Raw genomic sequence first — 18,083 nt, forward strand, 5'->3', positions numbered from 1 at the left:
ACACTGTGACTAATGTGTCTGATGCTGTGTTAGTTCATCCGGATACCCGCCGAAAGGGCAACTGTGCTGACACTGCTTGCCAGCCTGCGCCGCCTGACGGCTTGGTGCGCAACGATCGCCGTATGCGCAATACTGGCGTCGACCACTGGACAGCCCGTCGCACACGCCGCTGCCGGCCGCGAAATGCTCGCGCGCGCCATCGCGACCACCAAGGGTTCGTATCTCGTCTACAACTTCGGCTCGGGACACCCCGCGCCGGCACTCAACGGTGGCGGCAACTGGTACGAGATGAACCATGGCGGCCATCTGATGATCATCAAAAACGCGTCGCGCCGGCTGGCACCACACCTTCTGGTCGACACCCACCGCGGTGACCAAGCCCGCTGCGAACGAAACCCCGGAGCTCGTACCGCTGAGGGACTGCGGCAAGCATCAGAAATCTACACACCGCTACAAGCGTGGTATCGGATGGGGAAACCAACAATCGCGATCAACGCCAACTTCTTTGATGTGCGCGGGCAAAAGGGCGGCTCGTGGCGGTCGACAGGCTGCAGTTCACCATTGGGCGCCTTTGTCGACAACACCCACGGCCTTGGTCGGGCGAACCAGGCGGTAACCGGCACCGTCGCCTACGCGGGAAAACAAGGCCTTTCCGGAGGGAACGAGGCCTGGACCTCACTGACGACAATGATCCTGCCGGTCGGCGGTGCGCCATATGTGTTGCGACCCAAGAACAGCAAAGACTACGACGTCGCCACTCCGGTAATCCAGAACCTACTCAACAAGAACGCGAAGTTCGTCGCGGTTGCCGGGATCGGACTGCTGTCCCCCGGAAAAACCGGGCAGCTACATGACGGCGGCCCCAGCGCGGCACGTACCGCGCTTGCCTACGCGAAGCAGAAGGACGAGATGTATATCTTTGAGGGCGGCAGTTATACCCCGGATAACATCCAGGACCTGTTCCGCGGCTTGGGCAGTGATACGGCCATCCTGCTCGACGGCGGTGGCTCGTCAGCAATCGTGCTGCGCCGCGACACCGGGGGCATGTGGGCTGGCGCGGGTTCGCCCAAAGGGTCATGCGACACGCGTCAGGTCCTCTGCGACTCGCACGAGCGGGCGCTGCCCAGCTGGCTCGCATTCAACTAGCTGGTCAACTCTCCCGGCGTCTTCCTGTCGGCCGGAACGAAGCCGAAGATCAGCATGCTTGCCGCGACCATGCCCGCCGCCAGCGCAATAACCGGCGCGACCATGATCCGCGACATGGTCGCGCCGATTACCCGAAAATTCGTAGCGCGGGAAAGCCCCGCATCTTTAGTGCGGGGATGGAGCGCATCAATTTTGTTTCCGGGGTGGCCACTGCCTGGGGTCGCGGCGTGGCCGCCGCTTGTCGGTGCCCGGCACTATCGTGACTGGTATGAGTGCCGGGGCTGGTGAGGATGCGGGTAGCGGCAAAGCCCGCTACACCTACCGGCTGCGCATGTCGGGCGTCGCCGAAAAGGCTCTCCTGGTCGAGTGGGATCGCTGCCGCTGGGTGTGGAACCAGTGTGTCGCAGAATCGAAAAAAGCGCATCAGGCAGGCCAGACCTGCGGATACGCGGAACTCGACAAGCAACTAACTGGCTGGCGCCAACAGCAGGATTGGCTGGCCGCTGGATCGGCGGTACCGCATCAACAAACCGTGCGTGACTTCGCGAAATCGCGGGCAAAAGCGCTCAAGGACATCCGGAACCGGCTGCCGATGCGAGCCCGTGCTGGATTCCCCACATTCAAGAAGAAGCAACTCGCCGCGCCCACCCTCAACTACAACCGCAACGCCTTCCGGCTCGTAGACCGGGTGCTGTTTTTGGCGAAAGGTGTTGTGGTGCGGCCGGTGTGGTCGCGGGAGCTGCCTACTGCGCCGTCGAGTGTGCGCGTCTACCGCGACAGTCTGGGGCACTGGTATGCCTCGTTTGTGGTGAAAGCCCAAGCCGAGCCGCTACCAGTCACGGGCCGGGTAGTTGGTATCGACTGGGGTGTGAAGGCTATAGCTACCACCACCAGCGCTGAGCATGATTTGGCGCACCCGCAGCACGGTAAAACCGGATCCGACAAGCTGGCCCGCTATCAGCGGGCCATGGCGCGACGGCGCCCCGGAAAAGGGAAGCCAGGTAGTCGGCGCTACCGGGCGGCTAAAAGGTTGGCGGCCAAGGCGCACAAGAAGGTTGCGCGTCAACGCCAGCAGGACGCACGAATGTGGGCGAAAAACCTGGTCAATGATTTCGATGCGGTAGCAGTCGAGGACTTCAAGCCAAAGTTTTTGGCGAAGTCGACGATGGCGCGTAAGGCCGCCGATGCGGGTATCCGTATCGCGAAAACAGAACTTGTGAACATGGCGGGCAAGCATGGCCGTTGTGTTGTGATGGTGGACCCGAAGTACACCAGCACCGACTGCGGACAGTGCGGGGCAAGAGCCACGCACCGCCTGCCGCTGTCGCAACGCATCTACACCTGTGCCACGTGCGGCACAGTCGCGGACAGGGATCGAAACGCGGCGCAGGTGGTTTTAAACCGGGCAGGGCTGAACCCCGGCGGCGTAGACGGTGTAAGACCCGACGCGGCGTAGCTGCGCTAGGCAACCCGAGCTGCGGAATCCCCCGCATTTATGCGGGGGAGCAGTCAACGCGCCGACGCACATGGTTCCCACGATGCTGTAACGCAGCAACTCGCTTTGACCGCTACCACCGGCAAGCCTGCTCTCGACACCGATGGCCACGATCGTCGCAGTCAACACCGTGGTACTGAGTTCTTGAATGCCGAACTCACGCGCGGTGGCGTTCTGCAGCCCAAAAGTCACCGCGAGTCCACCGATCAGAAAGAGCTTGGTGTTGTCCTGGTAGTCCAGCAAACCGATTCCGGCGAGAATCGACAGCACCACTAGTAACGCAACTTCGATCCCGAGCGCAGTGGTGATCCACCGACGAGGTCGGTGGCCGAGTTTTCGCGTCAGCCGGCCACCGAGGATCGTGCCAGGTACAAATCCAACAAAGGCAATGACGGCGGCCGTCAGATATCGATGGTGGCGTCTTAGGACTGGTGTAAAAACGCTGGGCGCATGTTCCTGGTGGTCATGTTACGCGGCGGTGGTGTCGGTCGTGGTTGTTGTGGTGGGGGATGCAGTGGGCGGGGTGGCTCGAGCAGTTGGTGGCGTAGTTCTTGGAGGTGGCGGCTGGTCGCTGATGTTTGGGTGACTCCGCGCCAGCCGCGGCTGGCGCGGTCGAGGACGGCCCATACCAGCGACAGACAGCTGGTTTCGCCGGGTAGGCGGCCGATGACCTTGACCCGGCGACGGGATTCTCCGAAGGTGCGTTCGATGAGGTTGGAATGGCGGATGCGTGTCCAGTGTTGGCGGGGGAAGCGCAAATGCACGCTCAGCGAGGCGAAGTCGTTGGCCAGGCAAGCGACCGCGGCTGGGTAGAGCCCGCGGTATGTGGTGGTGAACTCCTCGGCGCGGCGGGTGGCTTCATCCACGGCCTGCTGGCCGGGTGGCTGGTCAATGTCATCGAAGATCGACCAGAACGCGGCTTTGATCTCGTCCTGGACCGCGACAGGTGTCTTGGCGATGACGTTACGGCAGCGATGGATCAGACACCGCTGACGCAGGCTTGCCGGAAACGTGGTCTCCCATGCGGCGATCAGGCCCGGCGCCCCGTCGGAGATGCCCAGTAGCGGCGGGCGTAGTCCCCGGTTCCTCAGGTCAGCCAAGAAGTCGGCCCACGCATCAGCCGACTCCGCTGCGGCTGGGGCCAGCCCAATAAACAGGGGCTTGCCGTCGGTGCAGATGCCCCAGGCGGCCAGCACCGGCTCGGCCGGGGCGTTGGGATTGTCGGCGGCAACTGAATACTGACCAGTGGGCGGCAATTGAAAATTGACCAGCTTCCTAGAGTGCCTTGGCTATGTGTCAAGGAGGAGGCAGGTGTTGAACGTGGAGGATTGGGCTGAGATTCGCCGGTTGCGCCGGTCGGAGCAGTTGCCGATTGCCGAGATTGCGCGGGTGATGGGTATTTCGCGGAATACGGTGAAGTCGGCGTTGGCTTCTGATGGGCCGCCGAAGTATCGGCGTGCGGTGAGGGGTTCTGTTGCTGATGAGGCCGAGCCGCGGATTCGGGAGTTGTTGGCGGCCTATCCGCGGATGCCGGCGACGGTGATTGCTGAGCGGATCGGTTGGTCGTATTCGATCCGCACACTGAGTGGGCGGGTGCGTGAGTTACGGCCACTGTATTTGGCGCCGGATCCGGTGTCACGGACGACGTATGTGGCCGGTGAGGTCGGGCAGTGTGACTTCTGGTTTCCCGATGTTGTGGTGCCGGTGGGGTATGGCCAGGTTCGTAGGGCGGCGACGTTACCGGTGTTGACCATGGTGTGTGGGTATTCACGGTGGGCTTCGGCGCTGTTGATTCCGACACGCGCTGCCGAAGACTTGTATGCCGGTTGGTGGCAGCATCTTTCGACGTTGGGTGCGGTTCCACGGGTGTTGGTGTGGGATGGTGAGGGCGCGGTCGGGCGGTGGCGGGCACGCCGACCAGAGTTGACCCCGGCATGTCAGGCTTTCCGCGGGACCTTGGCCACCACGGTAGGGATCTGTAAACCCGCTGATCCTGAGGCCAAGGGTCTGGTTGAACGGTTCCATGACTATTTGGAGCGGGCGTTTTTGCCGGGGCGGGTGTTTGGCTCCCCAGCCGATTTCAACATCCAGTTGCAGGCCTGGCTGGTGGGGGCCAACCACCGCCAGCATCGGGTGCTGGGATGCCGGCCAGCAGATCGCATCGCCGCCGATACCGCAGCGATGCTGGCATTGCCGCCGGTTGGGCCCAGCATCGGATGGCGACGCTCAACGCGGTTGCCTCGCGATCATTACGTGCGCCTCGACAGCAACGATTACTCGGTGCATCCGGCCGCGATCGGCCGCCGTATCGAGATCATCGCAGATCTAAACCGGGTGCGGGTCTGGTGTGACGGCACGCTGGTCGCCGACCACGACCGGATCTGGGCCAAACATCAAACGATCAGCGATCCCGAACATGTCCAGGCCGCGAAACTGCTGCGGCGCAAACGGCTCGAGGTTGTTGGTCCACCGCATCACGTGGAGGTCGAACAACGCCGTCTCGCTGATTACGACGCCTTGTTGGGCCTTGACGGGCCGGTGGCGTGATGGCTGCCAAGACCGCGACCAGCAGCCGTGATGTCACCGCCGAGCTGGCGTATCTGACCCGGGTGTTGAAAGCCCCGACGCTGCGTGAGGCCATCGAACGTCTCGCTGAGCGCGCCCGAACCGAAGCGTGGAGCTATGAAGAATTCCTCGCGGCGTGTCTGCAGCGTGAGGTGTCGGCTCGGGAATCTCACGGCGGCGAAGGGCGCATCCGCGCTGCCCGCTTCCCATCACGTAAATCGTTGGAAGAGTTCGACTTCGATCATGCCCGCGGTCTCAAACGCGACATCATCGCCCATCTGGGCACCCTGGACTTCGTCACCGCTAAAGACAACGTGGTGTTCCTCGGCCCACCAGGGACCGGCAAGACCCACCTGGCGATCGGGATTGCGATGCGCGCTTGTCAAGCAGGTCACCGCGTTGCGTTCGCGACCGCTTCGCAATGGGTTGATCGTCTTGCTCGCGCCCATCACAACAGCACCCTGCAAGCCGAATTGGCGCGGCTGGCCCGCTACCCCCTGCTGGTTGTCGATGAAGTCGGCTACATCCCGTTTGAACCCGAAGCCGCCAATCTGTTCTTCCAACTCGTGTCGTCGCGTTACGAACGGGCCAGTCTCATCGTCACCTCGAATAAGCCCTTCGGGCGGTGGGGCGAAGTGTTCGGCGACGACGTAGTCGCCGCCGCCATGATCGACCGACTCGTCCATCACGCCGAAGTCATCGCCCTCAAAGGAGACAGCTACCGCATCAAAGACCGAGACCTCGGCCACACCACCACAGCCGAGGACCAATGAAACCAAGCTGGTCAATTTTCGATTGCCGAAACCTGATCAGTTTTCACTTGCCGTTGACAGGGATGCATCCGAAAGTTCGAGGCATCCAAGAACAGGTAGTCCAACACCAGCTCATCAAGGCGTCGAGACGACCACGCAGCAAACTCGTCTTTGATGGCCGCACAAATCCGGCTCACCGTCGAGCGCGACAACGCCGCCTGCGAGCCCAGCACCTCGGCCAACGCGGCCTCGATGTCGCGATCCGACAAACCGCGCACCCATCCCGAAATCACCAACGCCTCCAGAGCGTGGGTGCGCGTCACCCCGGCACCGAATAGCCGCGAACAGAACCGCTCGTCGGTGTCGCGTAGTTTCGGGCGGCATAATTCGACCGAGCCCATCGTGGTCTTCACCGTCGCCGGCGGTTGATACCCATTGCGGTACCCGCCCGGGCCGTCCTGAACCCGACGCTGGTGACGGGCTCGGCCCAACACTGCTTCTACCTCGGCCTCCACGGCGACCTGAAACACCAGACGCACCGATAACCGCCCGACCTCCTCCAAAATCTCGGTCAACGGCCGCTCGGTCGCGGCGAACAACTGATCCATCTCAACACGCACACGCTCAATCGGCGATACTCGCTTGGTCACGGGCGTAGCCCCTCCTTCATAGCTTTCGTCGGTTGCGACGGAACCTACGCCCGTGACCATTTACACCAGCGATGAGACGCGACCAGATCGATATCGGTTCGTGGGACGAACCAGAATCCCAGGAAAATCACGTTGCCTGTCATGTTGGCGACGAACACATGCCCAAGTACCAGAACACTAATCGCGTCAGCCAAACCCGTGGCAAAAGTGAGGAGCAACAGGGCCACGATGGTCAACCGGTGGAAGATCGGCGAGCTAACGGCCATCGAGGAAAAGGATCTTTCCGTGCACTACATCTGCGGCGTCAAATCTAGCGACGTGACCGTTGTCATCCTGGTCACCAACCAGCGGGTACCGACCCGCTTCATGATCAGCCGGTACGACAAGTACTTCAGCGCCGGGATGTTCTTGGTCAATGGGCTGGTGGAAGTAGTGTTCGTGTACACGATGGCGACTGCATCGGGATCATTCAACGATTCGACTGCCGCACCAGTGACGACAGTGCTGTTGGTTACTTTGGCCTGCTTGTTTGGGGCCGCGATCGCGTCGACGAATTTGCGGTACTGAGCGCCGAAGTCGCCGGTCAGATACATCGCCGCACGATCGGCGAGGCTGTCCATGTTCTCTGGTGTATACGTCCACAAGGTTGTGATCGCGTTGGCCGCAGTCCGGGCCACTCTGAGCTTGGTTGCGACGGCCGCACGGTCGGCTAGATACGGTTGCACGGTTGCGCCGGCGAAAGCTGCAGCACCGACAAAGATCGCAGCCGCCACTGCGGCAACGATCGCAGTCGGCTTACCGGCCTGACGTCTGATCCGGACACCACCGTCCTCGACAGCCTCGTGTTCGGCCTTCCTTTCGGCCGCAACGCCATTGGCACTTTCGCCGACGTCTGCAGTGTCGACGCTCTTGGAATCGAGGAGCGAAACTTCCGGTTCGGATTGCTCGATGTCGACTTGCTCGACGTCGACTTCGCCACCCTCAGACGCACGGCCCGCGTCGGTCGCATCGGTGTTCAACGCCGGGTCGGTCAAATCACCTGCAGTAGGTTGCTGATCTTCCACTGATTCCCTTCCTGCGTTGCGGTTGCCATCCAACGATTGGTGTTCTCGAACACCTGCTTGCCGTCCGGCGACTTGGAGGTGACTTCGGTAGCTACCACGACGTTGGCACTGCCATCGTCATTCCACCGCTCCACACCGGCATCGAGGACCGTCCCGGTGGCTGGTTCGGATTGAGCGATTCGGATCAGGATCTGATTTTGCTTCTCGTGATACTTGTCTGCGAAGTTTCCAGTGGCTTGGGCCAACACCCGTTCTATGTATTCGTTGGCGTGATAAGGATCGACGGACGTGAAACCCGCCATGAACCATTTGACGTAGCCCACCACCTCTTGATCCTTCTTTTGGGCCCGTTCGCGGGATTCGTGTGAGATCAGAATCAGGGTGGACACTGTGACCGCGGCGACCATGAGCAGCGCGGCGAGAGTGCTAACCAGCGCCAGGCCCCACCCTGGCCGAGGCTGCACCGGTTGCGCGACGAGCAACGATTCTTCGCCAAGCCGAAACTTGCGACGGGGACTCATTTTCCGTTTCCCGACGACCGCGGTTTCGTCAGCACGGTGAGCTTGTCAACGCGCCAGTTTTTGTCCAGTTCCTTGGCAAAACTCACTCGAACGGTGGCGGTGATATACCGTTCATTGGGCGCTTCGCCCCGCCGACCCTGCATAAACAGCAGCATCGTGGCCCGGTCCGGCGTGGCCGTTTGTACCGAACTGTCCGTCACCCAATACTCGTTGATAGCCGGGTGGCCCTTTTTCACAGCCTCCTGCTGAGCTTTCAGCTGGGACCGATACGCGTCGGTAGTCAGCGATTGGGCGTGCGCGAAATCCTCGTCCAAAGTCTTCGGGTCGTACGTCAACATCTGCGCGACGATTTTCGGTCCGCGCGTGGCGATCTCGGCGCGGGTTTGATCGATTGCCCGATCACGTTGGTAAACCACTACATAACTCAGAACAGCACCAGCTACACACAGCCCCGCCATGGTCGAAACTGCCACCGCGGTCCACCGCCGCGGATTGCCATGCCGCTCTTCGGTTTCGACGAGACGCACCTCAGTCCGTAGCAGCATGTCGGCGAAGGTTCGCCGCCGCGAATCCCATAGAGGCCACAGCCAACCAACCGACACCGAGGCTGTGTCAACCAGGTGGGCAATGTCTCTGAACAGCAGCTGCCACGGCCCCGCAGCTGCGCCGCTACGCCCGACCACCGCGATGCCGAAGAGCGCACGGCCCAAGCTCCAACCAGTAAGAGCCGGTAGCAGCGTCCGGTTCACCAACAACAGCAGAGTGACAACACCAGCTACGGAAACGCACACCCACCACCACGGGCTATGCAGCGGTACGGTAAAAGACACCAACGCCATCGTGGCCACCACGGCGACACCCGGCAAGAAATCAATAGCGAACCCGCCAGCGCGAAGATGCCATGGCGCCAAGATATTTTGCGCTGACCCGTGCCCGTACGCGGTGGTATCGGCCTCCTCCGCCACCACCGTCACTTCGTCACCTGGTCGAGTTTGGAAATCTTGTACTGGCCATCCGCAGGTCGCATTGTCACTCGTAGGCGGTAACCCGCTTCCTGACCCTGCTTCTCGACGTTGGATACCTTGACACGGAACGCGACGAGCACGTCGACCGAACCGTCGCTATTGTTGCGCTCGACCGCAGCCCGCATGTCCGAGACCTGGGTATGGACGTTCGCAGCCTTGTAGGCCTGTACAAGCATATTGCTATAAAGCAGAGCCTGGGTGCGGAATTGATCGGTGCCACATTCGATGATCTTCTGTTCACTAGCGGCCATGGTGCTCGTGTCGGGAGCCTGGGTCGCCGCGACACATTCCATCGCCGCCTTCAGCGCCGCGGCGTCACGCCGGTCGGTAGTCTCGCTTTCCTGGTGGGCACGCAGCGCAAGATAGCCACCGGCCAAGACGACGCATGAAACCACGATAAGCACCGCGCTGATACCAACGAGCCAACCGCGGCCCAACCACGAGGGGCCGCGGTCAGCACCTGACTGCGAAGTGTCGGCTCCGGCCTCGGATTCTGACGAATCCTCGACGGCCATCTCGGTGGCGCCTTGCTCGGCTCCGGCCTCGGATTCTGACGAATCCTCGACCGTCACCTCGGTACGCAACGAATCGTCGGTGTCGGTGGGGTTCAGCTGGCTGGCGCCAGCATCTCCTTCCATCCGTCGTCTCCTGTATTGGTCGAGTTTTCGACGGAGTATTTAACTCCGTCAGGCCCTACCAGCTCACCGCTTTGCGGACTATAGACGGCCGTGGGAGGTCCGCTCGGAGTGTAGACACACGGATTGGGCTGCTGCCCGTTGCACTGCACGGTGCCCGATCCTGGCCTTTGCAGGGGATCGCTGGTTGGGGGCGGCGTCCCACCCGGCGGCAGCTTATCGGCGGAAGCCGGATTCATGCCATTGTTCACCGATGGCGCCGGGATCACCAGACCGGGTTTTACTGGCTGATCACAGCGCGCCCCCGGCGCCGGACAGGTGAGAAGCTGGTTCGGATCGCCGTACCAGGGATTGGTACCCAGTGGAACGTACGGTTTCGGGTCGCGGCACTCGCGTGGCGTAGCCGCGCGCTTGCCGGGGACATCAACGCAGGGGATATTGCGCGATCCACGCACACTGTTGGCCGGCGTGTCCTTCGGAATCTTGCAGTAGGTTCCCTTGGGCAGCGGCACCAGACTCGTGTCGGCTGGCGAGCGCCATTCCGACGCCGGAATGAAACCGGTCAAGCACGGCGGCGGCTGGTTGATCGCCAACGCAAGGTCAAGTGCAGCCTGACCGGGGAAAGGCGCCGCTACCGTCTGGGCGATCGAAGCGCCCTGGGGCAAAAACACCAGCACTTGTTCGACGCCCTTGTTGTAACGCTTCAACAGATCCAGCACGACCTCAAGATTCGCCAGCGTCTGGGGTAGTGAATCCTGGACGTCGCTAAATACCGCGGTGACTTGGTCGGCTGTCGGCGCCGCTTGGGAAAGAATGCTTTTTAGGTTCTGGTCAGTTTGAGCGGACTGCGCGGCCAGGGTATTCAAGTTACGCGCCCAACGCTCAATCTCGTCCGCTGAGTCCACCTGACTATCAAGAATGGGACCGGAATGCTCGATGATGTCGTTGATATCGGCGACGTGCGTCTTGAAGTCACCGGCGATCGCCTGCGTCGAGTCGACCAGCCGCTGCAGTGCGGGCCCCAACCCGCCAACCGATTGCGCGGTCTCGTCGAGCAGAAGGCCGATCTTTTCTTTGGGCAACGCGGCGAGCCCCCGGTTGGCGGTGTCTAGCGCCGGCCCGATCTCGCTAGGCACTGTCCCTTTCATGATGGTTTGCCCGGGTGAGAAATACTTACCGGGATTCTCCGTCGACACCAGGTCCAGATATTGCTCGCCGACCGCCGACACCGAATGCACGTTCGCCGAGGCGTCAATCGGGATCTTGTAGCCCGAATCGATGCTCATCGTCGCCAGGGCGCCGTGTTCAGTGGGCTCGACGTCGGTTACTTTGCCGATGGTGATGCCGCGATAGGTCACGTTGGCGGTCGGATATAGACCGCCCGAGGCCGGCAAGTCAGCTTTGAGCGTGTACCGACCGATACCCATCAGGCTTGGGATCTGCAGGTAGTAGACCCCAAGCACAAGCAGCGCGACCGCGGTCATGATTCCGAACAGAATCAGCTGACGTTTGACGAATCGCGTCAGCATTGCCTATCTCCCCTTTCGACCAGCGGTCCACCGGGCGCGTCGTTGGGGTTCGACGTGTAGCGGACATCGGGGATCATTTCCGCGGGATCACGCCCGAATGATTGCTCGAGTGCCCGCAGTGCCCCGGAGAACCCGGTTCCGGTGAGGAAAGCGTTGTCCATGGAGCTAAAGGTCGCGTCGATGTTTAGCGACACGTTCTGGTAGTCGCCGCGAATCATCTTCGGAATCGTATCGATGTCATAGGGCTGCGTAAGGATCAATTTCAGCGCGCCAATCAAATACGGCGAGGCGCGACCAACTTCCTTCAACGGGCATTGCAGCGCTTTGAGGTTGGTATAGAGGTCGCCTCGCGCTTCACCCAGATACTGTCCAGCTGCGTGGCTGAGCCGCCCTACCGAGTCGACCGCATTGATGAGAAGGTCCTGGGTGTCGGCGAAATGCTCGACCAGCGGCGGGATATCGGTTAGAACCCGATCTATCACGTCCGCCCGGCCACCGACATACGACAGCAGCCGGTTGGTGGAGTCGATCGCACGCGTGACGTCATCGCGCTGCTTGTTGAGCTCGTCGGTAAATGTGTCGAGCTTGCCCAAGAAAGCGCGGATCTGGTCGGCTCGCCCGTTCACGATTTGGTAGATCTCGTTCTGAAGTACTTCCAGATTCGGCACACCGCCGGTGCGCAAGATCAGCGAGAGGCTCGCCAGCGTTTGCTCCGTAGTCGGATAGACCGACGACCGCTTCAGTGGAATGGTGCACGGCACCTTCTTGCCGTTCGACACACAGCCGTCGTTGAGGTATTCCTTTGACGGGTTTGGAGGCGCGATCAACTCCACGTGCTGGGAGCCCAGCAGACTTGTCTGCCCAATCTTGGCGAAGGCATTTTTCGGTATCCGGGCAGTACCGTCCACACCCAACGTCAGGGTGGCCACCCAGTTTTTCAGGTCGATCGAGTGAATAGAGCCAACAGTGACGTCTGCGACCATGACCTTGCTGTTGCCGTTGATCGCCAACGTGTCCGGTACCTGCACATAGACGGTGTAGGACCCCGGCCCGCTACCTGGTCCGCCCGGAATCGCCACATTGGAAATTCCCCGCCATCCACACGAACTCAGCATGAGGGCGACCGCCAGTAGTGCCAGACCCTGCCAGAACCGCCAGCCGACCAACCGCGTCACACTCCCAACGCTCCTCACTGGCCGCCTCCTACTTCAGCGGGTAGCGGCGCTACCGGTGCTCCCGGCGCGCCGGCCGGCGCTGGCGTCGGCCCAACAGGTCCTGGGATGACGCCGGGTGCTGGAGGCGGCGGTTGCACCGGAACCGGAGCCTGCAGGCCGATCGGCGGCAGCACTGGGTTCTCGTCGTAGGCATTCGGCGGCCCGGGGGGAGTCTGCAGGTTTGATTGAACCGGCGCGATATCCGGGCCACCCATCAACTCAGCCAGTGAATCGGGAGTCATCAAGCCTGCCGTGATGGGCCCTACCTTGGTGCCTTGCATGCCCGGGGCAACAATCCAGCCGTGTTGAGTGTTGCGGTGCGATAGCGGCGTATCCGGCACCCAGATACCCGGGACAGTGGTGTCTTTGTACCCCGGTGGCGGCCGCAATCGGGGCTCGGAATACGCGATGTGTTTGGGAAGCGTTTCTGCGGTGTTGATCGCGTTGAGGCCGAACGGAAAGAAGTTGAACTTGATCGCATCAAGGACCGGCGCCAGATATTGCGCACAAAGCTCGGCGGAGTCTTGATACCCGAGCCGACTAGCGGCCTGGATTGAACTGCAGATAAACTGCATCGGATTCGCGAAGTTGGTAATCGTGGCAAGAGCCATGATCGAGCCGTGCGCCGGGTGGTAAATCTGGTTGACGTTCGCGGCAGCTGCCGGAAGGACGTGCAGGGCGGTCTCCAACCCATTCAGCGGCTCAGGTTGCAGGATCGTCGTGGTCACGTTTTCCAGGTTGTTGATGTCCTCGGCGAGCGCGTCACGATTTTCGGCAAAGAATGGGCGCGCTGTCGCGAGCAGATCGTCGAACTGTCGGACCGCATCGGCGAGCTGGCTGTCGGAGTGGGTCAATCGGTCGGTGAACTGCGCCAGATTCTGGTTGAGTGCAACAAACTGCTGGTCATCCTGATGTAGCGCGTTGACGAACAGCGCCAGGCTACGCACCACCGCAAAGAAGTCGCCGCGCCCCTCATTCAAGGCGGTCAACGCCCGTGACAGGCTGTCCAGGGTGGTGTTGAACTGCTTGCCTTTTCCGGCCAGTCCGTCCGCGAACGATTCAATGAACTCGCCGAACGGCCCCGATGGCTGTTCTTTTGTCGGGCCGAGCTCACTGATGATGTGGGTGGTGCTGTTGCGCAGTTCGTCCCACTCCACCGGCACCTGAGTACGTTCGATCGGAATCACCGCATTGTCGGCCAGCACCGGGCCACCTTTGTATGGCGGCTCCAGTTGGATCGAGCGCGATGCCACCAAAGTGGGGTTGAGGATCACCGCAGACGCATTGGCGGGAACCTTGTATTTGTTGCGGTAGTGGAACGTCACCTTCATTTTGTCGCCGGCCGGCTCGATCCCGTCGATCTGCCCCACCTGCAGGCCCATGATCTGGACCTTGTCTCCCTCGTAGATCGCGTTCGCGGCAGGAAAGTAGGCGACCACGGTGTTGTTGGTCAGCTTCTGGTAGAGCCGCCAGCCAACGAAGCCAGCGGCCAGAGCCAGCACAATCACCAGCGCACCGACAATCACCGCCGTACGGGTCAGCTTCGGGAGTCGCAATTTTTCGAGAGCAAAGACGGTACTCAATTCTGGCTACCTCCCGCCGCGCCGCTGCCACCGGTTCCTTCGGGGTTGATAAACGGTGCCGGCAGCTGCTCCCCCGGACCGGGTGGCGCCGGTGGACCCGGCGGTAAGCCCGGCGCAAATGTTGACGGTGGCGGTGTCGGACCCGCCGGCCCCAGCGGCTCGCTTCGCGCCCCCGGCGGTGCGTCGGGCGGCAACGGTACCGGTGTGCCGGGAACGTTCGGAACCGGCTCGCCCGGCCGCCCAGCAATCGGGATGCCCGGCGACGGCGGCAAACCGTTCGGATCCGGCGGCAACGGCTGAACATCGAGCGGCGCCGGGAATCCACCCGGTACCGGGCCGAACGGACCTTGGGTCGCGCTCGCGCACGGTAGCGGATTGCCCGGCCTGGGCAGCCCGTCGGCAGCTGGCGTGTAAGAGCAGGGCGATCCGGGGGGTACGGCCGGTCCCGGGTGCTCGGGCGTGCCTTCTAAGACCAACGGCGGCGGAGGAGGAGCACCGTTCGGGAAACGCGTGCCGTTGGGGTCGGGGAACCGGTAGGCGGGCAGCCCGGCGCCACGCCAGAAGTTTTCGGGGTCGAGGCCACGCTTCTTGAACGCGGCATCGACAAACGGCTGAATGATCTGGCCCGGGACCAAGTTGTGCAACACCACTTTGAAGTACGGTCCCGACGCGATGGCCTCGTTCAGCGACGGCAGAAAAGCCCCAACCTCTTCGAGCCCCGTAGCCAGGTCGTCTTTGACGTCGACCAGAATGCGGCTGAGCGTACGCAACTGTTCCAGCACGTGATTGATGTTCGGATTGTCGTTGATCAGTCCGTCAACCTGGGCCGAGAACGCAGAAATGTTCGCCAACAACGCGTCGATCGCACGTCCGCGTTCGTTGAACGCCGCCAGCAAGGTCTTTGTGTTGACCAGCAATCGGTCGACCTGATCGGCGCGGTCGCCAAGGATGGCGGCTACCTGGTTGGCCTGGCCAAGCAGGTGCTTGATCTCCTGGTCGCGTTTGCCGATCGTGTCGGAGAATTTGGCCGCACCATCGAGAGCAGCGCTGAGGTGCGGATACGTCTGGTCAATAGTCTGCGACAAAACATGCAGTGACTTTTTGACCGTGTCAATGTTCCAGCCGGTGGCTGCCTTGGTGGCGTCGAAAAACGCGTCGTAAATCTGATACGGAGTGGTGCTCTGGCCCAGCGGCAACATCCTCCCGGGGCGGAGCGCGTCAGAACCACGCGTCTCGATCTCAAGAACCTTTTTACCCAGGATGGTGTCGGTTTGGACGGCTAGTCGGCTCTCGGTGCCGATGGTGTTGGTACCAATCGAAAACTTGATCACGATATGGTCCCCGTCGATTTTGAGGTCCTCGACCTTGCCGACCTCCATCCCGGCGATGCGCACCTTGTCGCCCTTGATGATTCCCCCGGAGTCGGTGAACTGCCCGTAATAGCTTGGCTGGGCAAACAAAACGGGGACACTGGTGAAGCTCTGACCGACACCGAGGACGAGCAGCACCACGAGGATGCCCATGAGCCCGATGTGCAGCCGATTGGCAGGTTCCAGCGTTCTCATTGCGGAGTGCACCTACCCGTCGGTTGCGTGAAGAGACGGACCGTACGAACAGGACCACCAGGCTGCAGACCATTGATCTTGAGCGTGATATCGCACGCGTAGAAGTTCACGAAGTCCCCATAGGTGCCTATGGAGCGCCCGACCTGGTTCAACGCCGTCGGCAACTTCGTGACGTAATCCACCAGGCCATCACGCTGGTCGATAAGCGGCTGCTGGACCGCGTCCAGATAGTTGAGCGTCTTGTGCAGCAGAGCGCGGTCTTCGGCAAGCAAATCCGCAACGGTCCCGGCACCGTTGCTGATGTGCGCTACCCCGTCCGCCAGCGGGTCTGCATGGTCCTTCAGACCGGTGATCAGCACTTCGAGTTTGTCCACGGTCTGATCGAATTGCTTGCGATGCCGGACCGCGGTGTCCAGGACGACGTTCAAGTTCTTGACGACCTCGCCGATCGCCTGGTCACGCTCACCGATCGTCGCGGTCAGCTGCGCGGTGTGGTCGAGGATGTCGTTGATGGTGCCGCCCTGCCCCTGGAACACGGTGACGAGGGCCGACGTGATCGTGTTGACTTTCTCCGGGTCCAGCGCCCGAAACACCGGCTTGAAACCACCGATCAGCGCGTCGAGGTCCAACGCAGGTGAGGTCCGCGACCGCGGGATGACGCCGCCGGACGGCATGGGCGCGTTAGCGCCTTCACCCTGGCCGCGCTTGAGTTCAAGGTAGCGATTACCGATCAGGTCGAGGTAGCGGATCTGCGCCGTCGTCGATTGATAGAGCGTCACCGAGCGATTGACGTCGAAATCGACGCGCACCCGCTTACCACCATCGATCAGCTGCACGGATTTGACCTTGCCGATCTCGACACCCGACGCACGGACGAACTGACCTGCTCGCAGCCCGCTGACATTGTTGAATTCCGCGGAGTAAGTGTTGGTTCGGTCGAAACGCAGCTGACCGAACACCACGAAGATCATCGCGGTGAACAGCAGCAGCACCAGCGAGAAGATGCTGAGTCGGATAATGGTGCCGGTGATTCTCATGGGTTGATCGTGTTATCCCCTATCTGACGGCCCCAGACGTACTCGAGCGCGTAGGGCGAACCGACCTCTAGGTGGTTGTACGGCGCAACGCTGTTGCCAGCGTCCATCACGAGGTTCGGAGCAGGCCACAGATCGCGGGTGATCTCCTGCCAACAACCGGGCGCACCCCCTGGTCCGCCGCGAGCGTTCACCCGGGGCAGATTTTCTGGATAGATATAGGGATTGGGCGCCCCGTTTAGCGTTCCGACCAGCGATCCGACTTGGGTGAGCAGCAGCGGACCCAACGATGTCGGGTTCAGCAGGAAGCCCGTCCCAGACAGGGGCTCGGCATGGTCGATGAGCGAGTATCCGTTGCCGCCGCCAAGGAATTTCGCGGCCTTCGGTTCGATGTCGTGAAAGTTACGAATGGTGCAGAAAAGCTCCGGGCTATAGGTGTCTAGCAGCTTGGCGCTGGGCACCAGGTCGGCGACTCCTCGCGTCAGATACGGACCGCCCCGCTCGAAGATGTCCGCACCGACGTTGCCGAATCCGGTTGCTGCCAACAACGTTGCGTCCAAGTCCTTTTCTTGCTTGTTGAATGTGCGGGCCGAGATCACCGCGTTGTCGAGGAAATCGAACAAATCTGGCGCCGCGTCAGCGTACGTGTCGCCCAAACCCGCCAATTGCTGAATATCGTGGCGAATCTGCGGCATCCGAGGATTGACATCATCAAGGATCGCGTTGGCGTTGACAATCGACTCACCGAACTTGTCGCCTAATCCGCCTAGCGCCTGCCCAGCTGCGCTCAAAGTCAGGTTGAGCTTGACCGGATCCACCTTCTCCGCGATCGATGTGATGGTCTCGAACAAAGTGTTGATCTCTGTCGTCACCGATCTGGCGTCAATAACATCGTGCCGTGAAAGTTTTTCCTGAGATGGATGTTCCGGAGTCGTCAACGAGACATACTTACCGCCGAAGACGGTGGTCGCTTTGATATCGGCATTCACATTGGCCGGAATCAAGCCGAGATACCTCGGGTACACGTCCAAAATGAATTGAGCGGCCGGTTTGCCGTCACGCTCGATCTCCGAAATACGGTCGACCCGACCGATCTGCACTCCGTTGTATGTGACCTTGGCACCCGGATCCATGACCAAACCAGCCCGCTCAGAAACCATCTTCAACTGGATCTTGGGCGTGAAGTCCCCTCGGAACTCCCCGTATATCCAGGAAAAAACCAAAAAGGCGACAACGAGAAGGGCCAGACCCGCCCATTTGTACGGCGGGTCACCGACTTTGTTCATCTTGCTAGGCGCAATCATT

Annotated in this window: 15 protein-coding genes and 3 pseudogenes; 4 read left to right on the forward strand and 14 right to left on the reverse strand. The window is 61.3% G+C overall.

Annotation, left to right across the window (positions count from 1 at the left end; genetic code table 11):
* Nucleotides 1-36 precede the first annotated feature (36 nt).
* Both ACO07W_RS10175 and ACO07W_RS10180 read left to right on the forward strand, forming a co-directional pair.
* A complete protein-coding gene (locus ACO07W_RS10175) occupies nucleotides 37-1,146 on the forward strand; it encodes a phosphodiester glycosidase family protein (protein WP_421845914.1) in 1,110 nt (369 codons plus the stop codon).
* Between the two features lie 268 nt (nucleotides 1,147-1,414).
* Nucleotides 1,415-2,602 carry an RNA-guided endonuclease InsQ/TnpB family protein gene (locus tag ACO07W_RS10180; RefSeq protein WP_421841682.1) on the forward strand — a complete coding sequence of 396 codons (1,188 nt, stop codon included), beginning with the start codon at nucleotides 1,415-1,417 and terminating at the stop codon, nucleotides 2,600-2,602.
* Between the two features lie 54 nt (nucleotides 2,603-2,656).
* Here ACO07W_RS10180 and ACO07W_RS10185 read toward each other — a convergent pair.
* Together ACO07W_RS10185 and ACO07W_RS10190 are read right to left on the reverse strand one after the other, a co-directional pair.
* A pseudogene (locus tag ACO07W_RS10185) lies at nucleotides 2,657-3,046 on the reverse strand (YoaK family protein); the annotation flags it as partial.
* 17 nt (nucleotides 3,047-3,063) lie between these two features.
* Nucleotides 3,064-3,897 carry an IS256 family transposase gene (locus ACO07W_RS10190; RefSeq protein ID WP_421842872.1) on the reverse strand — a complete coding sequence of 278 codons (834 nt, stop codon included), beginning with the start codon at nucleotides 3,895-3,897 and terminating at the stop codon, nucleotides 3,064-3,066.
* Nucleotides 3,898-3,952: 55 nt separating this feature from the next.
* On the opposite strand from ACO07W_RS10190, the gene istA reads away from it, so the two are divergent.
* Together istA and istB are read left to right on the forward strand one after the other, a co-directional pair.
* Entirely contained in the window at nucleotides 3,953-5,188 is a 1,236-nt protein-coding gene (gene istA, locus ACO07W_RS10195) for an IS21 family transposase (RefSeq protein ID WP_421839994.1), read from the forward strand.
* Nucleotides 5,188-5,979, forward strand: coding sequence for an IS21-like element helper ATPase IstB (istB, locus tag ACO07W_RS10200; RefSeq protein ID WP_421839995.1), 792 nt, complete (start codon nucleotides 5,188-5,190; stop codon nucleotides 5,977-5,979). The genes istA and istB overlap by 1 nt, the downstream gene beginning before the upstream one ends.
* Nucleotides 5,980-6,038: 59 nt before the next feature.
* Here the strand turns inward: istB and ACO07W_RS10205 are convergent.
* The 12 genes and pseudogenes from ACO07W_RS10205 to ACO07W_RS10260 form a co-directional block, all read right to left on the reverse strand.
* Nucleotides 6,039-6,566 (reverse strand): annotated as a pseudogene (locus ACO07W_RS10205) (transposase); the annotation flags it as partial.
* Between the two features lie 116 nt (nucleotides 6,567-6,682).
* Nucleotides 6,683-6,874 (reverse strand): annotated as a pseudogene (locus tag ACO07W_RS10210) (DUF1275 family protein); the annotation flags it as partial.
* Between the two features lie 24 nt (nucleotides 6,875-6,898).
* Nucleotides 6,899-7,672, reverse strand: coding sequence for a mammalian cell entry protein (locus ACO07W_RS10215; protein WP_421842874.1), 774 nt, complete (start codon nucleotides 7,670-7,672; stop codon nucleotides 6,899-6,901).
* Nucleotides 7,639-8,193, reverse strand: coding sequence for a mammalian cell entry protein (locus ACO07W_RS10220; RefSeq protein ID WP_421842876.1), 555 nt, complete (start codon nucleotides 8,191-8,193; stop codon nucleotides 7,639-7,641). Before ACO07W_RS10220 ends, ACO07W_RS10215 begins: the two co-directional genes overlap by 34 nt.
* Nucleotides 8,190-9,167: an RDD family protein gene (locus tag ACO07W_RS10225; RefSeq protein WP_421842878.1), complete on the reverse strand. Its 978-nt coding sequence runs from the start codon at nucleotides 9,165-9,167 to the stop codon at nucleotides 8,190-8,192. The genes ACO07W_RS10220 and ACO07W_RS10225 overlap by 4 nt, the downstream gene beginning before the upstream one ends.
* A complete protein-coding gene (locus ACO07W_RS10230) occupies nucleotides 9,164-9,856 on the reverse strand; it encodes an Mce protein (RefSeq protein WP_421842880.1) in 693 nt (230 codons plus the stop codon). Before ACO07W_RS10230 ends, ACO07W_RS10225 begins: the two co-directional genes overlap by 4 nt.
* The gene (locus ACO07W_RS10235) at nucleotides 9,826-11,382 is read right to left on the reverse strand and encodes a virulence factor Mce family protein (protein ID WP_421842882.1); all 1,557 of its coding nucleotides are present in this window, start codon (nucleotides 11,380-11,382) and stop codon (nucleotides 9,826-9,828) included. The genes ACO07W_RS10230 and ACO07W_RS10235 overlap by 31 nt, the downstream gene beginning before the upstream one ends.
* Entirely contained in the window at nucleotides 11,376-12,575 is a 1,200-nt protein-coding gene (locus ACO07W_RS10240) for a virulence factor Mce family protein (RefSeq protein WP_421842884.1), read from the reverse strand. Before ACO07W_RS10240 ends, ACO07W_RS10235 begins: the two co-directional genes overlap by 7 nt.
* Nucleotides 12,572-14,179, reverse strand: coding sequence for a virulence factor Mce family protein (locus ACO07W_RS10245; RefSeq protein ID WP_421842886.1), 1,608 nt, complete (start codon nucleotides 14,177-14,179; stop codon nucleotides 12,572-12,574). Before ACO07W_RS10245 ends, ACO07W_RS10240 begins: the two co-directional genes overlap by 4 nt.
* Complete coding sequence (locus ACO07W_RS10250) at nucleotides 14,176-15,744, reverse strand: MCE family protein (protein WP_421842888.1); 1,569 nt, start codon at nucleotides 15,742-15,744, stop codon at nucleotides 14,176-14,178. Before ACO07W_RS10250 ends, ACO07W_RS10245 begins: the two co-directional genes overlap by 4 nt.
* Nucleotides 15,741-16,781: a virulence factor Mce family protein gene (locus ACO07W_RS10255; protein ID WP_421842890.1), complete on the reverse strand. Its 1,041-nt coding sequence runs from the start codon at nucleotides 16,779-16,781 to the stop codon at nucleotides 15,741-15,743. Before ACO07W_RS10255 ends, ACO07W_RS10250 begins: the two co-directional genes overlap by 4 nt.
* Nucleotides 16,778-18,082 carry an MCE family protein gene (locus ACO07W_RS10260; RefSeq protein WP_421842892.1) on the reverse strand — a complete coding sequence of 435 codons (1,305 nt, stop codon included), beginning with the start codon at nucleotides 18,080-18,082 and terminating at the stop codon, nucleotides 16,778-16,780. Before ACO07W_RS10260 ends, ACO07W_RS10255 begins: the two co-directional genes overlap by 4 nt.
* Nucleotide 18,083 lies beyond the last annotated feature (1 nt).

This window comes from Mycobacterium sp. (assembly GCF_965230835.1).
In the GTDB taxonomy this organism is placed as follows: domain Bacteria; phylum Actinomycetota; class Actinomycetes; order Mycobacteriales; family Mycobacteriaceae; genus Mycobacterium.

Bases quoted from the DNA above. Each gene is read 5' to 3' on its own strand.
- ACO07W_RS10180 (WP_421841682.1), top strand. From the start codon at position 1,415: ATGAGTGCCGGGGCTGGTGAGGATGCGGGTAGCGGCAAAGCCCGCTAC.
- istB (WP_421839995.1), top strand. From the start codon at position 5,188: ATGGCTGCCAAGACCGCGACCAGCAGCCGTGATGTCACCGCCGAGCTG.
- ACO07W_RS10220 (WP_421842876.1), bottom strand. From the start codon at position 8,193: ATGAGTCCCCGTCGCAAGTTTCGGCTTGGCGAAGAATCGTTGCTCGTC.
- ACO07W_RS10230 (WP_421842880.1), bottom strand. From the start codon at position 9,856: ATGGAAGGAGATGCTGGCGCCAGCCAGCTGAACCCCACCGACACCGAC.
- ACO07W_RS10235 (WP_421842882.1), bottom strand. From the start codon at position 11,382: ATGCTGACGCGATTCGTCAAACGTCAGCTGATTCTGTTCGGAATCATG.
- ACO07W_RS10250 (WP_421842888.1), bottom strand. From the start codon at position 15,744: ATGAGAACGCTGGAACCTGCCAATCGGCTGCACATCGGGCTCATGGGC.
- ACO07W_RS10255 (WP_421842890.1), bottom strand. From the start codon at position 16,781: ATGAGAATCACCGGCACCATTATCCGACTCAGCATCTTCTCGCTGGTG.
- ACO07W_RS10260 (WP_421842892.1), bottom strand. From the start codon at position 18,082: ATGATTGCGCCTAGCAAGATGAACAAAGTCGGTGACCCGCCGTACAAA.